Annotated in this window: 14 protein-coding genes; 13 read left to right on the top strand and 1 reads right to left on the bottom strand. The window is 71.7% G+C overall.

All coding sequences use genetic code 11. The annotated features are described in order from the left end of the window. The first annotated feature begins 124 nt into the window (after positions 1–124). From ACPA54_RS19515 to ACPA54_RS19575, 13 genes are all read left to right on the top strand, one after another. Positions 125–1,807 carry a UDP-N-acetylmuramoyl-L-alanyl-D-glutamate--2,6-diaminopimelate ligase gene (locus ACPA54_RS19515; protein ID WP_423531475.1) on the top strand — a complete coding sequence of 561 codons (1,683 nt, stop codon included), beginning with the start codon at positions 125–127 and terminating at the stop codon, positions 1,805–1,807. Further along, the gene (locus ACPA54_RS19520) at positions 1,804–3,216 is read left to right on the top strand and encodes a UDP-N-acetylmuramoyl-tripeptide--D-alanyl-D-alanine ligase (RefSeq protein WP_423531477.1); all 1,413 of its coding nucleotides are present in this window, start codon (positions 1,804–1,806) and stop codon (positions 3,214–3,216) included. Before ACPA54_RS19515 ends, ACPA54_RS19520 begins: the two co-directional genes overlap by 4 nt. Next, positions 3,213–4,277, top strand: a complete 1,065-nt coding sequence (gene mraY / locus ACPA54_RS19525; protein WP_345674508.1) for a phospho-N-acetylmuramoyl-pentapeptide-transferase — start codon at positions 3,213–3,215, stop codon at positions 4,275–4,277. Before ACPA54_RS19520 ends, mraY begins: the two co-directional genes overlap by 4 nt. Then, on the top strand, positions 4,274–5,758 hold the full coding sequence (murD, locus tag ACPA54_RS19530; protein ID WP_423531480.1) for a UDP-N-acetylmuramoyl-L-alanine--D-glutamate ligase: 1,485 nt from the start codon (positions 4,274–4,276) through the stop codon (positions 5,756–5,758). Before mraY ends, murD begins: the two co-directional genes overlap by 4 nt. Positions 5,759–5,772: 14 nt before the next feature. Beyond that, positions 5,773–7,116: a putative lipid II flippase FtsW gene (ftsW, locus tag ACPA54_RS19535; protein WP_423531482.1), complete on the top strand. Its 1,344-nt coding sequence runs from the start codon at positions 5,773–5,775 to the stop codon at positions 7,114–7,116. A gap of 5 nt (positions 7,117–7,121) precedes the next feature. Further along, positions 7,122–8,210, top strand: a complete 1,089-nt coding sequence (murG, locus tag ACPA54_RS19540; protein ID WP_423531794.1) for an undecaprenyldiphospho-muramoylpentapeptide beta-N-acetylglucosaminyltransferase — start codon at positions 7,122–7,124, stop codon at positions 8,208–8,210. A gap of 83 nt (positions 8,211–8,293) precedes the next feature. Then, positions 8,294–9,133, top strand: coding sequence for a cell division protein FtsQ/DivIB (locus ACPA54_RS19545; RefSeq protein WP_423531484.1), 840 nt, complete (start codon positions 8,294–8,296; stop codon positions 9,131–9,133). 330 nt (positions 9,134–9,463) lie between these two features. Continuing rightward, the gene (ftsZ, locus tag ACPA54_RS19550; protein ID WP_423531486.1) at positions 9,464–10,639 is read left to right on the top strand and encodes a cell division protein FtsZ; all 1,176 of its coding nucleotides are present in this window, start codon (positions 9,464–9,466) and stop codon (positions 10,637–10,639) included. A 146-nt stretch (positions 10,640–10,785) separates the two neighbouring features. Next, positions 10,786–11,568, top strand: coding sequence for a peptidoglycan editing factor PgeF (pgeF, locus tag ACPA54_RS19555; RefSeq protein WP_423531487.1), 783 nt, complete (start codon positions 10,786–10,788; stop codon positions 11,566–11,568). Between the two features lie 24 nt (positions 11,569–11,592). After that, the gene (locus ACPA54_RS19560) at positions 11,593–12,312 is read left to right on the top strand and encodes a YggS family pyridoxal phosphate-dependent enzyme (RefSeq protein ID WP_423531489.1); all 720 of its coding nucleotides are present in this window, start codon (positions 11,593–11,595) and stop codon (positions 12,310–12,312) included. A gap of 68 nt (positions 12,313–12,380) precedes the next feature. Continuing rightward, positions 12,381–13,019, top strand: coding sequence for a cell division protein SepF (locus tag ACPA54_RS19565; RefSeq protein WP_345674501.1), 639 nt, complete (start codon positions 12,381–12,383; stop codon positions 13,017–13,019). Positions 13,020–13,100: 81 nt separating this feature from the next. Continuing rightward, positions 13,101–13,385, top strand: a complete 285-nt coding sequence (locus tag ACPA54_RS19570) for a YggT family protein (protein ID WP_423531491.1) — start codon at positions 13,101–13,103, stop codon at positions 13,383–13,385. A 46-nt stretch (positions 13,386–13,431) separates the two neighbouring features. After that, positions 13,432–14,742, top strand: coding sequence for a DivIVA domain-containing protein (locus tag ACPA54_RS19575; protein ID WP_423531493.1), 1,311 nt, complete (start codon positions 13,432–13,434; stop codon positions 14,740–14,742). Positions 14,743–15,134: 392 nt separating this feature from the next. Here ACPA54_RS19575 and ileS read toward each other — a convergent pair whose 3' ends face one another. After that, positions 15,135–18,314, bottom strand: coding sequence for an isoleucine--tRNA ligase (gene ileS / locus ACPA54_RS19580; protein WP_423531495.1), 3,180 nt, complete (start codon positions 18,312–18,314; stop codon positions 15,135–15,137). Positions 18,315–18,711: the final 397 nt, after the last annotated feature.

The following is an 18,711-nucleotide window of genomic DNA, read 5'->3' on the forward strand; positions in this document are numbered from 1 at the left end:
CGCGCATCGTGTGCCCCACCCGGCACACCCCGTGACACCAGACCCGGAACCGAGCGAGCGGAGGGACGTCCGGCACGTCGCCGGCAAGAATCGCATGGCAGAAAAAGCAGGTAGCCTCACGGCCGTGTCCGAACCACTGCCCCGCCGTCCCCGCCTGGTCCCGCCCCGTCCGCTGACCGGTCTGCACGCGCTGCTCGGCCTGCCCGCCGAGCCCGCCGCGGCGGCCCCGGACGGCGTCCTGACGGGCGTGACGCACGACTCGCGGGCGGTGCGGCCGGGCGATCTGTACGCGGCGCTGCCCGGCGCGCGGGCGCACGGCGCGGACTTCGCCGCGCAGGCCGCCGAGCGCGGCGCGGCGGCGGTGCTGACCGACCCGGACGGCGCCGAGCGGGCCCGCGCGGCCGGGCTGCCGGTGCTCGTGGTGCCCGATCCGCGGGGTCGGCTGGGCGAGGTCGCCGCGTGGGTCTACGGCCATCCGGCGGACAAACTGCTGCTCTTCGGGGTGACCGGCACCAACGGCAAGACCACCACCGCCTACCTGCTCGACGGCGGCCTGCGGTCCGCCGGGCACACCACCGGCCTGGTCGGCACGGTGGAGACGCGCATCGGCGACCTGGTCGAGACGAGCGCGATGACCACGCCGGAGGCCACCGACCTGCAGGCGCTGTTCGCGGCGATGGCCGAGCACGGCGTGACCGCGGCGTCGATGGAGGTGTCCAGCCACGCGCTGGCGCTCGGCCGCGTCGACGGCACGGTGTTCGACATCGCGCTGTTCACCAACCTGAGCCAGGACCACCTCGACTTCCACGGGTCGATGGAGGAGTACTTCCGCGCCAAGGCCGACCTGTTCACTCCGGCCCGGGCGCGCACGGGCGTGGTCGACGTGGACGACGCGTACGGGCGCCGCCTCGCCGCCGAAGCGGGCATCCCCGTCGCGACCGTCTCGCCGACCGGTGCGCCCGACGCCGACTGGCGCGTCGAGGACGCCGAACTCGGTCCCGACGGCAGCCGGTTCCGCCTCGTGGGCCCCGACGGGCAGCACACCAAGGCCGCCGTGCGCCTCCCCGGCCCCTACAACGTCGCCAACGCCGCGCTCGCCGTCGTCGCGCTGACCATGGCCGGCGTGCCGCTCGACGCCGCCGCGGCGGGCGTGGCCGCCGTGCCCGGCGTCCCCGGCCGGATGGAACGCGTCGACGAAGGCCAGCAGTTCGCCGCCATCGTCGACTTCGCGCATACCCCGGACGCGGTCGAGACGGCGCTGCGCGCGCTGCGCGAGGTCACCGACAACCGGCTCTTCGTGGTGCTCGGCTGCGGCGGCGACCGGGACCGCACCAAACGCCCGCTGATGGGCGCCGCCGCCGTGCGTCTGGCCGACGTGGCCGTGCTGACCAGCGACAACCCGCGCTCGGAGGACCCGAACGCGATCCTCGACGCGATGGTCGAAGGCGCCGAAACGGTGCCGGAACCGCACGGCGAACTGGTGGTCGAACCGGACCGCGCGGTGGCGATCGCGTGGGCGATCCACCAGGCACGGCCCGGCGACGTGGTCGTGGTGGCCGGCAAGGGCCACGAGCAAGGCCAGAAGATCGGGGCCGAAGTCCGGCCGTTCGACGACCGCGTCGAGGTGCGGCGCGCACTGCGCGATCGTTTCGGCTCGGCCACAACCGGCGGTTCGGGCCCCGGGGTGGGCGGCAACGCCGCCGGGGCCGGTGGGAGGATCGTCGTCGCCGCCCCGACCACCGACCCTGCGGCGAACGCCGGCGCGGCCGACCGCGCCGGTTCGCCGGCCGAGGAGACCCAACAGTGATTTCCACGACACTCGCCGACGCCGCAGCGGCCGTCGGCGGGCGGCTTGCCGGGGGCGCAGACCCCGACGCCCGGATCACCGCCGAGGTGGTCGTCGACTCCCGCAAGGTCACCCCGGGTGCCCTGTTCACCGCGGTCGTCGGCGAGCACGCGGACGGGCACGACTTCGCCGCGGGAGCGGTCCGCGACGGTGCCGTCGCGGTCCTGGCCACCCGCGAGACGGGCGTGCCGTCGATCGTCGTCGACGACGTCGTGGACGCGCTCGGCAAGCTCGCCCGAGCGGTGACCGACCGGCTGCCGGAGACCACCGTCGTCGGCATCACCGGCTCGTCCGGCAAGACCAGCACCAAGGACTTCGTCGCGCAGGTCCTCGCGCAGGCCGGAACCACCATCGCGCCGCCCGGTTCGTTCAACAACGAGATCGGTCTGCCGCTCACCGCCCTGTCCGCTGATCTGACGACCCGTCACCTCGTGTTGGAGATGGGCGCACGCGGAATCGGGCACATCGCCTACCTGTGCGGTGTCGTCCCGCCGCGCATCGGCGTCGTCCTCAACGTCGGCACCGCGCACCTCGGCGAGTTCGGCGACCAGGCCGCCATCGCCAAGGCCAAGGGCGAAATGGTGGAGAGCCTCCCCGAGGACGGCGTCGCGGTCCTCAACGCCGACGACCCGCTCGTGCGCGCCATGGCCGAACGCACCCGCGCCCGCGTGGTGTTCTTCGGCGAGGGCGCAACTGCGGACATTCGCGCCGAAGATGTGCAGCTCGACGCCGCCGGCCGCGCCTCCTTCACCCTTCGCACACCGGACGGCGATGCGCCGGTGATCTTGCGCCTGTACGGTGAGCACCACGTGTCCAACGCCCTTGCCTGCGCAGCGGTGGCACGCGAGGTCGGCATGGACGTCGTCCAGATCGCGGCGGCTCTCGGCGAAGCCGGGACGCTCTCGCGCTGGCGCATGGAGGTCACCGAGCGCGCGGACGGCGTGACGGTGGTCAACGACGCGTACAACGCCAACCCCGATTCGATGCGCGCCGCGCTCAAGGCGCTCGCCGCCATGGCGGGCGGCCGCCGCACCTGGGCGGTGCTCGGCGAGATGCGCGAACTCGGGGACGCCTCGCTGGCCGAACACGACACGATCGGCCGCCTTGCGGTGCGGCTGAACATCGGCCGCCTCGTGGCGGTAGGGGGCAGGGAAGCCCGATGGATGGACATCGCGGCCAAAAACGAGGGTTCTTGGGGTGAGGAGTCGGTGTTGGTACCCGACACGCAGGCGGCCGTCGACCTGCTGCGGTCCGAGCTACGCCCGGGCGACATCGTGCTGGTGAAGGCGTCCCGCGGCGCCGCACTGGAGCGGGTGGCTCAAGCGCTGCTGGAGGATGACGCGGTGGCCGACGGGGAGGTGCGCCAGTGAGGGCAGTGCTGCTGTCCGGCGGTATCGCCCTGGTGCTGTCGCTCATCGGCACACCGCTCGCGATCCGCATCCTGGTCAAGCGCGGCTACGGCCAGCTGATCCGGGACGACGGCCCGCAGGGCCACCACAGCAAGCGCGGAACGCCGACGATGGGCGGCGCGGTCATCATCCTGGCCGCCCTCCTCGGCTACGCCGGCGCGAAAGCGATCACGCTGGAGCGGCCGAGCGCATCGGCGATCCTGGTGCTGTACCTGATGGCAGGCCTCGGCCTGGTCGGCTTCGTCGACGACTTCATCAAAATCGTCAAACAGCGCAGCCTCGGCCTGCGGGCCAAGGCCAAGCTCGCGGGGCAGTCGTTCGTCGGCATCTCCTTCGCCGTGCTCGCGCTGCAGTTCAAGGACTCGCGCGGGGTCACCCCGGCGTCCACACACCTGTCGTTCGTCACGGACACCGCGCTCGACCTGACACCGGTCGTCTTCGTGATCTGGGCGTACATCCTGATCGCCGGGCACTCCAACGGGGTGAACCTCACCGACGGCCTGGACGGACTCGCGACCGGTGCCTCGGTGATCGTGTTCGGCGCCTATACCTTCATCGGTGTGTGGCAGCACGGGCAGAGTTGCGCCTACGTCAGCTCGGCGAGTTCCGCGTGCTACGACGTCCGCGACCCGCTCGACCTGGCGATCGTGGCCGCCGCGATGATGGGCTCCTGCTTCGGCTTCCTGTGGTGGAACACCTCGCCCGCCAAGATCTTCATGGGCGACACCGGTTCGCTCGCCCTCGGCGGCGCGCTCGCCGGCCTGGCGATCTGCACCCAGACCGAGCTGCTCTCCGCGCTCATCGGCGGCCTGTTCCTCATCATCTCGCTGTCCGTGATCATCCAGGTCGGCTTCTTCAAGATGACCGGCAAACGGGTATTCCGCATGGCACCACTGCAACACCACTTCGAGCTGAAAGGCTGGCCCGAAGTCCTCATCGTCGTCCGCTTCTGGATCATCGCCGGCCTGTGCGTGATCCTCGCGATCGGCATCTTCTACGCAGGCTGGGTGACCGGTAAGTGACGCAAGACCTCCGGCTGTTCACCCACTACGACGCCCCCTGGGGCGAGCTGTCCGTGTGCGTCGCGGGCACCGGGATCACCGGTGCCTCCGTCGTGCGGGCGCTCGCCCCGCTCGGGGCCCGCGTCGTGGTGGTGGACGGCGCCGACACCGACGCCGCGCGCTCCCGCGCGGCCGACCTGGCGGCGCACGGAGCGACCGTCCGCCTCGGCGACGCCGACACCCTCCCCGAGGGCGTCGACGTCGTCGTGACCTCGCCCGGCTGGCGGCCCGAGTCCCCGCTGTTCGCGGCCGCCGCCGCAGCCGGCGTCCCGGTCTGGGGCGACGTCGAACTCGCCTGGCGCATGCGCCCGCGCGAAGGCGCCGCGCCCTGGCTGGCGATCACCGGCACCAACGGCAAGACCACCACGGTCCGGATGCTCGCCAGCATCCTGGACGCCGCGGGGCACCGCGCCGAAGCCGTCGGCAACGTCGGCACCCCCGTCCTCGACGCGGTGCTCGCCCGCGACGAACACGGCGCCCCCGCCTTCGACGTCCTCGCCCTCGAACTGTCCAGCTTCCAGCTGCACTGGCTCGACCCGTGGACCGAAGGCTCCACAGCCGTCCGCATGAAGGCCGCCGCGGTCCTCAACATCGCGCCCGACCACCTCGACTGGCACGGCTCGCCCGAGGCCTACGCGCTGGACAAGGGCCGCATCTTCGCCGGCGCCGAAGTCGCCTGCGTCTACAACCTCGCCGACCCGGCCACCGAGAAGCTCGTCCGCGACGCGGACGTCACCGAAGGCTGCCGCGCCGTCGGCTTCGGCCTCGGCGCTCCCGCGCCCGGCACCTTCGGGCTCGTCGAAGACCTCCTCGTCGACCGCGCGTTCGTCCCGGACACGCGCAACGAGGCCGCCGAACTCGGCGCCGCCGCCGACGTCGTGCCGACCGCGCCGCACAACATCGCCAACGCCCTGGCCGCCGCCGCGCTCGCCCGCGCGCACGGCGTCAGCGCCAAGGCCGTCCGCGACGGCCTGCGCGCCTTCCGGCCCGACGCCCACCGCATCGCCCACGTCGCCACCGTCGCCGACGTGGACTACATCGACGACTCCAAGGCCACCAACGGCCACGCAGCCGCCGCGTCGCTCAACGCCTACGCGTCCATCGTGTGGATCGCGGGCGGCCTCGCCAAGGGCGCCTCGTTCGACGACCTGGTCGTCGGCGCCCGCGAACACCTGCGCGCCGTCGTCCTGTTGGGCGCCGACCGCGCTGTGATCCGCGACGCACTGGCGCGACACGCCCCGGATGTCCCCGTCGCCGAGGTCGCCGAGACGGACACTGGGGCCATGGAACTCGTGGTGCGCAAGGCGGCGGAACTGGCCCGTCCGGGGGACACCGTGCTCCTCGCCCCGGCGTGTGCCTCGATGGACATGTTCAGCAATTACGGCGCCCGCGGCGACGCGTTCGCCGATGCCGTGCACGGGCTCCCCGGCGCCGACTCCTGACAGGGCGCGCGCCGATGCCCGGGGGCACCACCGAAGCGCTCAAGCCCGGCCCGCGGCGGGGCGGAACCGGCCCGTCCGGCTCCGCCGACCGCGGCCGGTCCCGGCTCCCCACCGCCCGCGGCGGGAAAGGCCGCGGCCCGCGCCCGGCCCGCGCCCGGCTGAAGGACGTCAAACGCGCCTTCGACCGGCCGCTCACCTCCTACTACCTGATCCTCGGCGCCGGACTCCTGCTGAGCGTGCTCGGCCTGGTCATGGTGCTGTCCGCGTCGCAGATCTTCTCCCGCGTCACCTACGGCGACTTCAGCGCCGTCTTCCTCAAGCAGAGCATCGCCGTCGCCATGGGCCTGCCGCTCATGTGGATCGGCGCCCGCCTACCGGTACGCACCTACCGCGTGCTCGCCTACCCGCTGCTCATCGCCGCGATCGTGCTGCTCTGCATGGTCCTGGTGCCCGGCGTCGGCATGACCGTCAACGGCAACCGCAACTGGATCAACATCGGCGGCGCCTTCCAGATCCAGCCCTCCGAGTTCGCCAAACTCGGCCTCGTGCTGTGGGGCGCCGACCTCCTCGCGCGCAAACAGCGCCTCCTCGGCCAATGGCGGCACCTGTTCATCCCGCTCTTCCCCGGCGCGCTCCTGGTCCTCGGCCTGATCATGCTCGGCGGCGACATGGGCACCTCGATGATCATCACCGTGGTCATCCTCGCCCTGCTCTGGGTGGCCGGCGCCCCCGGACGCCTCTTCGTCCTCGCGCTCTCCTCCGCCGCGGTCCTCGCCACCCTCTTCATCCTCATGAAGCCGCACCGCGCGGCCCGCTTCACCGGCTTCCTCGACCCGTTCGCCGACCCGCAAGGCAGCACCCTGCAAGCCGCCCACGGCATCTACGCCCTCTCCACGGGCGGCTTCTTCGGCAGCGGAATCGGAACCAGCTATGAGAAATGGGGCACCCTGCCCGAGGCCCACACCGACTTCATTTTCGCCGTCATCGGGGAGGAATTGGGCCTGGTGGGGACGCTGTCGGTCCTCACCCTCTTCGCGGCTCTAGGCTATGCGGGTATCCGCGTCGCCGGACGGACGAAGGACCCCTTCGTGCGACTGGCCGCGGGGGGCGCCACCGCGTGGATCATGGCCCAGGCCACGATCAACGTCGGTGCGGTGCTCGGCCTCCTGCCGATCGCCGGAGTGCCCTTGCCGTTGGTGTCCTACGGAGGCTCCGCCTTGCTTCCGACCATGTTCGCCGTGGGCATGCTGCTGTCGTTCGCCCGAACCGAACCGGGAGCGGCCAAGCAACTCGCGGCGCAGGGTCCCGGGGCGGTCCGCCGTGCGTTCGCGCGGGTCCTGCCGCGCAGGGAGCGGTGAAAAAGGTGCATGTCGTCCTCGCCGGCGGGGGAACCGCCGGGCACATCGAGCCGGCCCTCGCCCTCGCTGATGCGCTGAGGCGGGAGAACCCCGATGTGGGCATCACCGCCCTGGGCACCTCCAAGGGCCTGGAGACCAAGCTGGTCCCCGCCCGCGGCTACGAACTGGCGCTCATTCCCGCCGTCCCGCTGCCCCGCAAGCCGACCCCGGAACTCATGACCGTGCCCGGACGCCTGCGCGGCACCATCCGCGAAGCCGCCGCCGTCCTGGAACGCACGAACGCCGCCTGCCTCGTCGGCTTCGGCGGCTACGTCGCCCTCCCCGGCTACCTCGCCGCCAAGCGCGCCGGCGTCCCGATCGTCGTCCACGAAGCCAACGCCCGCCCCGGCCTCGCCAACAAGATCGGCGCCCGCTACACCCGCCACGTCGCCGTCAGCACCCCCGACAGCAAGCTCCGCAACGCCCGCTACATCGGAATCCCGCTGCGCCGCGCCATCGCGACCCTCGACCGCGCCGCCGAGCGCGAGAAGGCCCGCGCGGCGTTCGGCCTCGACCCGGGCCGGCCCACGCTGCTGGTCTTCGGCGGCTCACAGGGCGCCCGGCGCCTCAACGAGACGCTCGCCGCGTCCGCCGAACGGCTCCTCGCATCCGGCGTGCAGGTGCTGCACGCCGCCGGACCCAACAACGAGCTGACCATCACACCGCCGCCCGGCGCGCCTCCGTACGTCGTCCTGCCCTACCTGGAGAGGATGGACCTCGCCTACGCGGCCGCCGACATGGTGCTGTGCCGCGCGGGCGCCATGACCTGCGCCGAGCTTTCGGCGGTGGGGCTGCCCGCCGCGTACGTCCCGCTGCCCATCGGCAACGGCGAACAGCGGCTCAACGCCCAGCCCGTGGTCAAGGCCGGCGGCGGCCTGCTGGTCGACGACGCCGACCTGACCCCGGACTGGATCGCTGACCACGTGCTGCCGGTCCTGACCGACCCGCAGCGGCTGTACGCGATGGGCCGCGCCGCCGCCGAGTTCGGCCGCCGGGACGCCGACGAGGCACTGGTCCGCATGGTCCACGAGGCCGTCGCGGCAGCCCACGCCTGACCCGAGAGCCCGACCGTCCGACAGCCCGACCGTCCGACCCGACCGCGAGACCCGACCGCCCGGCCCGCCGAGGAGCCCGATCCGTGAGCGACAGCCGAACCGCCGAACGCCCGGCACGTCCGCGGCCGTCCGGCGGCGGGCCTGCCGCGCGCGGCGGACTGCTGGGCCGGATCCGTGCGTCGGGCAGGTCCGGCACGCCGGGCCGGCCCGGAAAGGCCGGGAAGCCGGGGAAGGCGGGGAAGCCCAAGTGGACCAACGTCAGGCCGCTGATGATCATCGGCATCGTGGTGGCGCTATTGGGCGTCGCCTACGCGGTCGTGATGTACTCGCCTCTGTTCGACGCGCGCACGGTCTCCGTGCGCGGCACCGCGCAGCTGACTCCCCAGCAAGTGAAGGATGTTGCCAAGGTTCCGCACGGGCGGCCACTCGCCCGGGTGGACCTGGACGCGATCCGCCGCCGCATTGCGGCAATTCCGCGCGTCGAGTCGGTCAGTGTCGAACGCGACTGGCCGCACACCGTCGTCATCCGGGTGACGGAACGCCAAGTTGCCTTGCTGCTGCCGGATTCCGGGCGTTTCGCGGAGATCGACAAAAGCGGCGTACGCTTCGGTACGGTGGACGCGGCGCCGCAAGGCGTCCCGATCGTCAACGCCGACCCCGCCGCAGACCAGGAAATGCTGCGCGGAGTGGCGCAGGTCGTCGGGGCGTTGCCGAGCGCCGTCGCCCCCAGGGTCCGCGACATCACGGCGCGGACGAGGGACGACATCGCCATCACTCTGGACGACGGAGTGCTGGTGCTGTGGGGCGGGGCGGAGGATTCTCCGCGCAAGGCCGAGGTGCTCTCGGCACTGATGAAGCACAAGGCGAAGGTGTACGACGTCAGCGTCGCCGAGGCGCCGGCCACCCGGAACAGCCCGTTGTGAGCGGTCGATCCGCACACGATCGGGTGAACGGGGGACCGGTTGCGGGTGGTGCTTGAGGGGTCCCGCACGCCCGTGCCAGGTTGGTGCGATAAAAACACCACGGCAAAAAGTAGGGGGGACCGCTCGGCGTGTTCGTTGAACCTGTCCCTTCGGGCACTTAGTGTCCTGCGTAGCCCCAGGTGGACAGCGGTTGCGCAGCAACGCAGGCCTAACTCTATACCTGAGGGTGAGGGTTCGGGGGCTGACAGCCGTCTCCCGGGACTTCCCCTTGTCGGCAATGTCGGCACGTCCAAGGCGTGGCGACCGGAATCGAGGCGAGAGGCCTTCGGCGTGGCAGCACCCCAGAACTACCTCGCAGTCATCAAAGTCGTAGGCATCGGCGGCGGTGGTGTCAACGCCATCAACCGCATGATCGAGGTCGGTCTCAAGGGCGTCGAGTTCATCGCGATCAACACCGATGCCCAGGCGCTCCTCATGAGCGACGCGGACGTAAAGCTCGACGTCGGCCGGGAACTGACCCGCGGCCTCGGCGCCGGCGCCAACCCCGAGGTCGGCCGCAAGGCCGCCGAGGACCACCGTGAGGAGATCGAGGAGGTCCTCAAGGGGGCCGACATGGTCTTCGTCACCGCGGGCGAAGGCGGCGGCACCGGCACCGGCGGCGCGCCGGTCGTGGCGAACATCGCCCGCAACCTCGGCGCCCTGACCATCGGCGTGGTGACGCGCCCGTTCACGTTCGAGGGCCGCCGCCGGGCGAACCAGGCCGAGGACGGCATTGCGCAGCTGCGCGAAGAGGTCGACACCCTCATCGTCATCCCGAACGACCGCCTGCTGTCCATCTCGGACCGCCAGGTCAGCGTCCTCGACGCGTTCCGTTCGGCGGACCAGGTCCTGCTGTCCGGTGTCCAGGGCATCACCGACCTGATCACCACGCCGGGCCTCATCAACCTCGACTTCGCGGACGTCAAGTCCGTGATGTCCGAGGCCGGGTCCGCGCTCATGGGGATCGGCTCGGCGCGCGGCGACGACCGTGCGGTCGCGGCGGCCGAGATGGCGATCTCCAGCCCGCTGCTCGAGGCGTCCATCGACGGCGCCCGCGGCGTGCTGCTGTCCATCTCCGGCGGTTCCGACCTCGGCCTGTTCGAGATCAACGAAGCCGCCCAGCTGGTCAGCGAAGCGGCGCACCCCGAGGCGAACATCATCTTCGGCGCGGTCATCGACGACGCGCTCGGCGACGAGGTCCGGGTGACCGTCATCGCCGCCGGGTTCGACGGCGGGCAGCCGCCGTCGAAGAGCGAGTTGGGCAAGCTCAACCGCCCGCAGCAGCCGCAGCCCCCGACCGACCCGCAGCCGCAGCAGCAGCCGCGGACTCCGGCGCCCCCCGGCGGCCAGAGCCTGCTCGGCCCGGTCGACTCGCCGCCGGCCTACCCGCCGGGCCCGCGCGCCCCGCTGGTGCCGGAGCCGGTCCGCGAGGACATCGACCTGGACGTCCCGCCGTTCATGAAGTAACGCCCGGCGCCGGGCATTTCCCCAGCCTCCGGAAGGAGGCGAGCCTCCTGGTCGGGGCGGGGGAAGTGCCCGGCGCGGTGCTTTCCCGGGGGCGTGCGCGCCCCGACCCGCCGAACCGCTCCGCCCACCGCCTTTCAGGAGGACCCGTGTTCGCCCACCGCGCGCAGGCCGACGGAGTCGGCTTCGCGTTCACCGACCGGTGGGGCGGGGCCAGTGAAGCGCCCTACGCCGAACTCAATCTCGGCGGGCACGTCGGCGACGACGCCGCGGCGGTCCGGGAGAACCGGGCCCGCGCCGCGGCCGGACTCGGCCTCGACCCGGCGCGCGTGGTGTGGATGAACCAGGTGCACGGCCGCGACGTCGAGGTCGTGGACGGGCCGTGGACCGGCGCGGTTCCGGAGGCGGACGCGGTGGCCACCCGGACTCCCGGGCTGGCGCTCGCCGTTCTGGTCGCCGACTGCACCCCCGTCCTGCTCGCCGATCCCGAAGCCGGCGTCGTCGCGGCCGCGCATGCGGGCCGCCCCGGGCTGTTCGCCGGCGTGATCCCGGCCACGGTCGAGGCGATGGTGAAGCTCGGCGCCCGGCCCGACCGGATCGTGGCGAAGACCGGGCCCGCGGTGTGCGGTCCGTGCTACGAAGTGCCCGCGGAAATGCGCGACGAGGTCGCGGGTCGGATCCCGGCGGCCCGGTCGGTCACCCGCGAAGGCACCCCGGCGCTCGACATCGTCGCCGGAGTGTGGGCGCAACTGGCGGACGCGGGCGTGCCGTTCGGTGAGAAATCGCACATCTGTACGCGCGAATCCGCCGATTCCTTCTCGTATCGTCGGGACGGAAAGACCGGGCGGATCGCCGGGTATGTGTGGATCGACGCGGGGACCGGGTCCGCGGGCGACGCGGCGGCCGACACCGCCCCGGTGCGCGACCGCTAGACCTTCGTCGGGGACGATAAGCACATGAGTTCGGAACCCGACGCCGCCGCCGAAGCCCGCCGTTCGGACCTGGCCGCCAACCTCGCCGACGTCCGCGCGCGCATCGACGCGGCGTGCGATGCGGTCGGCCGCCCCCGCGACTCGGTGACGCTGATCGTGGTGACCAAGACCTATCCCGCATCCGACGTCCGGCTGCTCGCCGGGCTCGGAGTCCGCGAGGTCGGCGAGAACCGCGACCAGGAAGCGGGGCCCAAAGCCGAGGCGTGTGCGGACCTCGACCTGCGGTGGCATTACATCGGGCAATTGCAGACGAACAAGGCGCGCTCGGTGGCCTCGTACGCCGACGTCGTGCAGTCCGTCGACCGGGCCCGGCTGGTCTCCGCACTTTCCGCCGGCGCGGTGCGGCGCGGCCGCGAACTCGACTGCCTGATCCAGGTCAGCCTCGACGGCGATGCCGCCCGCGGGGGTGCCTTGCCGCAGGACGTTCCGGCCCTCGCCGACACCATCGCGCAGGCTCCCCACCTGCGGCTCGGCGGGCTGATGGCGGTCGCTCCGCTCGGTGCGGAACCGGGTCGGGCATTCGCTGATTTGGCGGAAATGTCAAGGCGCCTGCGCGAATCGCATCCGGCTGCAACCATGGTGTCCGCCGGGATGAGCAACGACCTCGAAGCCGCCGTCGAGGCCGGGGCGACACATGTACGCATCGGTACTGCGGTGCTCGGAGTCAGGCGCTCGCTCCGGTAGCGTCGCCATGAAGTGGATCGCACGACCCACGGTGACCCACAGCCGATCCACCATGGAGGACCCTGACAATGGCCGGCGCGATGCGCAAGATGGCGGTCTACCTCGGCCTCGTGGAGGACGATGTCTACGAGTACGACGACTACGATGAGGACGACATCGGCTCGGACGGCCGTGCCGATCGAGGCTCCGAACCGCGCCGGCCGCAGCAAGCGCCCGAACAGCCGAGTGCGGCGGAGCGACGCGAGGAGCGGCGGGAGGAACCCCGCGAACGCCGCGACGAGATCCCCCGTTCCGTGCCGGCCCTGCATGTCGAACGCGGCCTGGACCGCAGCCTCGACGAGCATCGGGCCACCGTGTCGACCATGCCCGACCGCCGCCCCGAGAGCAGTGCACCGGTGACCGTACACAAAGTCGTCAGCGAGCGTGAGCCCTACCGCATCACGACGCTGCACCCGCGTACCTACAACGAAGCCCGTACGATCGGTGAGCACTTCCGTGAAGGAACACCGGTCATCATGAACCTGACGGAGATGGAGGACACCGACGCGAAGCGACTTGTCGACTTTGCCGCGGGTCTCGTCTTCGGCCTCCACGGCAGCATCGAGCGGGTGACCCAGAAAGTCTTCCTGCTGTCGCCTGCTAACGTCGACGTGACAGCAGAGGACAAGGCCCGCATCGCAGAGGGCGGGTTCTTCAACCAGAGCTGAAATCCTGGTTGGTGTCAGAGGGGTGCGACCACTGAGGAGAGGGACCGGGTCTTCCGGGAACGCAAATGAGGGGGCAGGAGCATGAGCGTCGTGGGCGAGGTTTTCACCATCGTCCTGTACTGCTTCCTCGGCCTGCTGATCTTCCGTCTGATCATGGACTACGTGTTCCAGTTCGCACGGTCCTACGAGCCTCGCGGGGTCATGGTCGTGCTGCTGGAAGCGACCTACTCCATCACCGATCCACCGCTGAAGCTGCTGCGCAGGTTCATCCCACCCCTGCGCCTCGGGGGCGTAGCGCTCGACCTGTCCTTCTTCGTACTGATCATCATCGTCTACATCCTGATCTCCGTCGTGGGCAGGCTGTAAGCGGTACGGTCTGTCCGGATGCCGACGATCACGTTGAGGTGAAGAAATGCCGTTGACCCCCGAGGACGTGCGTAACAAGCAGTTTACGACCGTCCGTCTCCGTGAGGGCTATGACGAGGACGAGGTCGATGCGTTCCTCGACGAGGTCGAGGCGGAACTGACCCGCCTGCTTCGCGAGAACGAAGACCTGCGGGCCAAACTCGCGGCCGCCACGCGCGCCGCGGCGCAGAGCCAGCAGCAGGCGCAGCAGGCCGCGCAGCAGCAGCGCAAGGAGAACGAGCGCCGCGACGCCCCCGCGCCCGCCGCCATATCCGGGCCCAACCCGGTTCCGCCCGGCGGCCCCATGGGCGGTCCGCAGCAGATGCACCCGAACGCGGCGGCCACGCAGATGATGCCGCAGCAGGGCCAGGGCCCGATGCCCGGCCAGGGTCAGATGCAGGGGCAGGGCCACATGCAGGGCCAGGGCCCCATGCAAGGCCAGGGTCCGATGCAGGGCCAGGGCCCGATGCAGGGGCAGGGTCCGATGCAGGGTCAGCCGCAGCTCGGCCCCGCCGGCATGCCGGGCGGTCCGCAGCAGCACCAGCTGCCCGCCGGGCCGGGGCAGTTCCCGGGTCAGCAGCAGATGCAGCAGCACCAGCTGCCCGCCGGTCCGATGCAGCAGCAGCACCCGATGCAGCAGCAGGGCCAGCTCGGCGGCCCGCCGCAGCTCGGCGGCCCGATGGGTCCTGGCCAGATGGGCGGTGCCCCGCAACTCGGCGGCGCCCCGCAGCAGCTCGGCAACCCGGGCGGCGACAGCGCGGCCCGCGTCCTCGCCCTCGCGCAGCAGACCGCCGACCAGGCGATCGCCGAAGCGCGGTCCGAGGCCAACAAGATCGTCGGCGAGGCCCGTACCCGCGCGGAAGGCATGGAGCGCGACGCGCGCGCCAAGGCCGACGCCCTGGAGCGGGACGCGCAGGAGAAGCACCGCGTCGCGATGGGCTCGCTGGAGAGCGCCCGCGCGACCCTCGAGCGCAAGGTCGACGACCTGCGGGCGTTCGAGCGCGAGTACCGCACGCGCCTGAAGTCGTACCTGGACAGCCAGCTTCGCCAGCTGGAGTCGCAGGCGGACGACTCGCTCGCCCCGCCGCGCACCCCGGCGACCGCGTCGCTGCCGCCGGCGATGTCCACCTCCCCGGTGCCGTCGTCGATGACCCCGGCCATGACGCCGTCGATCGGCCAGCAGATGGCACCCGCCATGAGCCAGCCGTCGATGACGCCGCAGATGGCCCCGGTCCGCCCGCAGGCCCCGCAGCCCCAGCCGATGCAGCAGGCCTCGCCGATGCGCGGCTTCCTCATCGACGAGGACGGCGACAACTGACAACGGACTGACACCGGTCCCGCACCACGCGCCGAGGCCCGCCCCGAACGGGGGGCGGGCCTCGGCGCGTTCGCGTCGGGTCGGCGCGCGGCGGGATCCGGACGGCGGGGCGACGACGGACCCGACGGCTGCCGCGGGGAACCACACCGGCGCCGCAGTCCGGAGGCAGTGGCCGGCCGGGTAGGGCCGGGCAAGCCGGTGGCATCGTCGTGCGGACTGCGGACTGCGGACTGCGGGCTGCGGGCTGCGGTATGCGGACGGTGCTCACGAACGCGAAATGGAGCATGCCGCGCGACTGACCGGCAGCACCGCCGGCCGCACCGGCCGACAGCCGGCACGCCGAAGGGGAGGGTCCGCACACCGTGCGGACCCTCCCCTTCGCCTCTCCCTGCTCAGCCCGCGTCGCGGACCGGCTCGGTGCCGATCTTGCGGAGCCAGAACATCAGGCCGAGGCCCTCGTCCTGGTGCACCGTCAGGTTCTCGTCCTCGGGCGCGCCTTCGGAGAACGCCAGGGCGAGGACCTCCTCGGAGATCGTCGTGCCGTGCTCCAGCAGCGCGGTGCGGGTGTGCTCGTCCTCGTCCGCGCTCCACCACACGACGATCCGGTCGGCCACGTCGAAGCCCGAATTCTTGCGGGCCTCCTGGATCAGCCGGACCGCCTCACGCGCCGTGCCCGCAAGCCGCAACTCGTCGGTGAGGTGCAGGTCGAGCGCGACCGTGGCACCCGACTCGCTCGCCACCGTCCAGCCTTCGCGCGGCGTCTCGGTGATGATCACCTCATCCGCCGAGACCGCGACCTCGGCCCCGTCGACGACCACCGTCGCGCTGCCCGACTCCTTCAGCGCGGCCGACAGCACCGCCGCGTCCGACGCCGCAATCGCGCCCGCCACCTTCGGCGTCTCCTTCGCGAACCGCTTGCCCAGCGCCCGGAAGTTGCCCTTCGCGCTGTACTCGACCAGGTCGCCGCCCGCCTCCGACAGCGACGCCAGCGACACCACATTCAACTCTTCGGCGATCTGCGCCCGCAGCTCGTCCGACAGCGCCTCCCAGCCCTGCGCGCCGACCAGCGCGCGGCCGAGCGGCTGCCGGATCTTCACGCCCGAATCGGCGCGCGTCGCCCGGCCCAACTCGACGAGACGGCGCACCAGCACCATCCGACCCGACAGTTCGGCGTCGATCAGCGCCGGGTCCGCCACCGGCCAGTCCGCCAGATGCACCGACGCCGGGGCGTCCGGCGCGACCGGCACCACGATGTCCTGCCACACCCGCTCGGTGATGAACGGGGTCAGCGGCGCCATCAGCCGCGTCACCGTCTCCAACGCGGTGTGCAGGGTCGCCAGCGCGGCGGCGTCGCCGTTCCAGAAGCGCCGCCGGGAACGCCGCACATACCAGTTGGACAAGTCGTCCACGAACGCGGACAGCGCTTTGCCCGCCCTCTGCGTGTCGAACGCCTCCATCGCCGCGTCCACATCGGCGACGAGCTGGTTCAGTTCCGACAGCAGCCAGCGGTCGAGCAGCGGCCGGTCGGCCGGCGCCGGATCGTCCACCGACGGCGTCCAGCCGGACGTGCGCGCGTACAGGGCCTGGAAACTGACGCTGTTCCAGTAGGTGAGGAGCGTCTTGCGCACCACCTCCTGGATCGTGCCGTGCCCGACCCGGCGCGCCGCCCACGGCGAACCGCCCGCGGCCATGAACCAGCGCACCGCGTCCGCACCGTGCTGGTCCATCAACGGGATCGGCTGGAGGATGTTGCCCAGGTGCTTGGACATCTTCCGGCCGTCCTCGGCCAGGATGTGCCCGAGGCAGACCACGTTCTCGTACGACGACCGGTCGAACACCAGCGTGCCGACCGCCATCAGCGTGTAGAACCAGCCGCGCGTCTGGTCGATCGCCTCGCAGATGAACTGCGCCGGGTACGCCTGCTCGAAGATCTCCCGGTTCCGGTACGGGTAGCCCCACTGCGCGAACGGCATCGCGCCCGAGTCGTACCACGCGTCGATGACCTCGGGAACGCGCACCGCCTCGGCCCCGCACGCCGCGTCGCCGGCCTTCACCGGGCACGCGAACGTGACCTCGTCGATGTACGGCCGGTGCGGGTCCAGGCCCGACAGGTCCCGGCCGGTCAGCTCGGACAGCTCGGTGAGCGAGCCCGCACACGTCAGGTGGCCCTCGGCGCAGCGCCAGATCGGCAGCGGCGTGCCCCAGTAGCGGTTCCGGGACAGCGCCCAGTCGATGTTGTTGTTCAGCCAGTCGCCGTAGCGGCCGGTCTTGACGTTCTCCGGGAACCAGTTCGTGCGGTCGTTCTCCCGCAGCAGCGCGTCCTTGATCGCGGTCGTGCGGATATACCACGACGGCTGCGCGTAGTAGATGAGCGCGGTGTGGCAGCGCCAGCAGTGCGGGTAGCTGTGCTCGTACTCCATGTGCCGGAACAGCAGGCCGCGGGCGTCCAGGTCGGCGACCAGCGCCTCGTCCGCCTTCTTGAAGAACGCGCCGCCGACGAGCGGGAGTTCCGGTTCGAACGTGCCGTCGGTGCGGACCGGGTTGACGACCGGAAGGTCGTACGGGCGCACCGCGGCGAGGTCCTCGGCACCGAACGCGGGGGCGGCGTGCACGATGCCGGTGCCGTCCTCGGTGGTCACGTACTCGGCGAGCACCACGAAGTTCGCGCCCTCGAGCGGGACCAGGGTGAACGGGCGGCCGTACGACCAGCGTTCCATGTCGCGGCCGGTGAAGCGGTGCGCCGGGTCGGCGGTCCAGCCCTCGCCCAGGGCCTTCTCGACGAGGGCTTCGGCGACCACGACCGGGCGGGCGCCGTCCTTGCGGGCGACCACGTAGGCCACGTCCGGGTGGACGACGGCGGCGGTGTTGGACACCAGCGTCCACGGCGTGGTCGTCCAGACCAGCAGGTCGGCGTCGCCGGCGAGCGGGCCGGAGGTCAGCGGGAAGCGGACGTAGACCGACGGGTCGACGACCGTCTCGTAGCCCTGCGCCAGTTCGTGGTCCGACAGGCCGGTGCCGCAGCGCGGGCACCAGGGAGCCACGCGGTAGTCCTGGACGAGGAGGCCCTTGTCGAAGATCTGCTTGAGCGACCACCAGACGGACTCGACGTACTCGGGGTCCATCGTCCGGTAGGCCTGGGACATGTCGACCCAGTAGCCCATGCGCCGGGTGAGTTCCTCGAACGCGTCCACGTGCCGCAGCACCGACTCGCGGCACTTGGCGTTGAACGGGCCGACGCCGTAGGCCTCGATGTCCTGCTTGCCGGAGAACCCGAGTTCCTTCTCGACGGCGAGTTCGACGGGGAGGCCGTGGCAGTCCCAGCCGGCCTTGCGGCGGACGTAGTGGCCCTTCATCGTCTTGAAGCGCGGGAACACGTCCTTGAAGACGCGGGCTTCGATGTGGTGCGCGCCCGGCATGCCGTTGGCGGTCGGCGGGCCTTCGTAGAACACCCAGCGCGGGCCGTCGGCGGTGCGCTCCAGACTCCGGGCGAAGATGTCGTTGTCCTGCCAGAACGCGAGGACTTCGTGCTCCATGGCGGGCAGATCGACCTGCGCCGGTACCGGGCGGTACATAGGTGCCTTCCTTCCGCGGGCTTGTTTGCCTAGCCGGCGAAGGGACGAGGCATCACGCCCCGCGGTACCACCCTTCTTGGCCGCCCACCGCATCGTCGGGTGCGCGACCCACTCGAAGTCGGCGAGAGCCGGGTCTACCCGTCGGCCGCGGCGGGGTGGTGCTCGGGGGGCTGCCCGGGGGCAGCCGTGCGTGGGCGCGGCCGGCGCTCTTCCGGCGGCTCCGGGGTGATATTCGGACCGTGCACGCCACCGGGCTCCCACCGTCCCCGGCTCGCTACGGGCTGCGTACGGACCTACTCGTCCCCATCGACGCCTTCTCGCTGCGGAAAGTCTACGGGCATCCGAGGCCGCCCCGCGTGCGGGTTTGCGGGCGGCGTGGCGGGAGGGCCCGTGGGCG

The sequence above is a fragment of the Uniformispora flossi genome (genome assembly GCF_049534875.1).
GTDB classification, from domain to species: Bacteria; Actinomycetota; Actinomycetes; order Streptomycetales; family Streptomycetaceae; genus Yinghuangia; species Yinghuangia aomiensis.

Excerpts from the sequence above, each read along its gene's own strand:
- ACPA54_RS19565 (WP_345674501.1), top strand. The coding sequence starts at position 12,381 with ATGGCCGGCGCGATGCGCAAGATGGCGGTCTACCTCGGCCTCGTGGAG.
- ftsW (WP_423531482.1), top strand. The coding sequence starts at position 5,773 with ATGCCCGGGGGCACCACCGAAGCGCTCAAGCCCGGCCCGCGGCGGGGC.
- ACPA54_RS19570 (WP_423531491.1), top strand. The coding sequence starts at position 13,101 with ATGAGCGTCGTGGGCGAGGTTTTCACCATCGTCCTGTACTGCTTCCTC.
- ACPA54_RS19560 (WP_423531489.1), top strand. The coding sequence starts at position 11,593 with ATGAGTTCGGAACCCGACGCCGCCGCCGAAGCCCGCCGTTCGGACCTG.
- ACPA54_RS19575 (WP_423531493.1), top strand. The coding sequence starts at position 13,432 with ATGCCGTTGACCCCCGAGGACGTGCGTAACAAGCAGTTTACGACCGTC.
- ileS (WP_423531495.1), bottom strand. The coding sequence starts at position 18,314 with ATGTACCGCCCGGTACCGGCGCAGGTCGATCTGCCCGCCATGGAGCAC.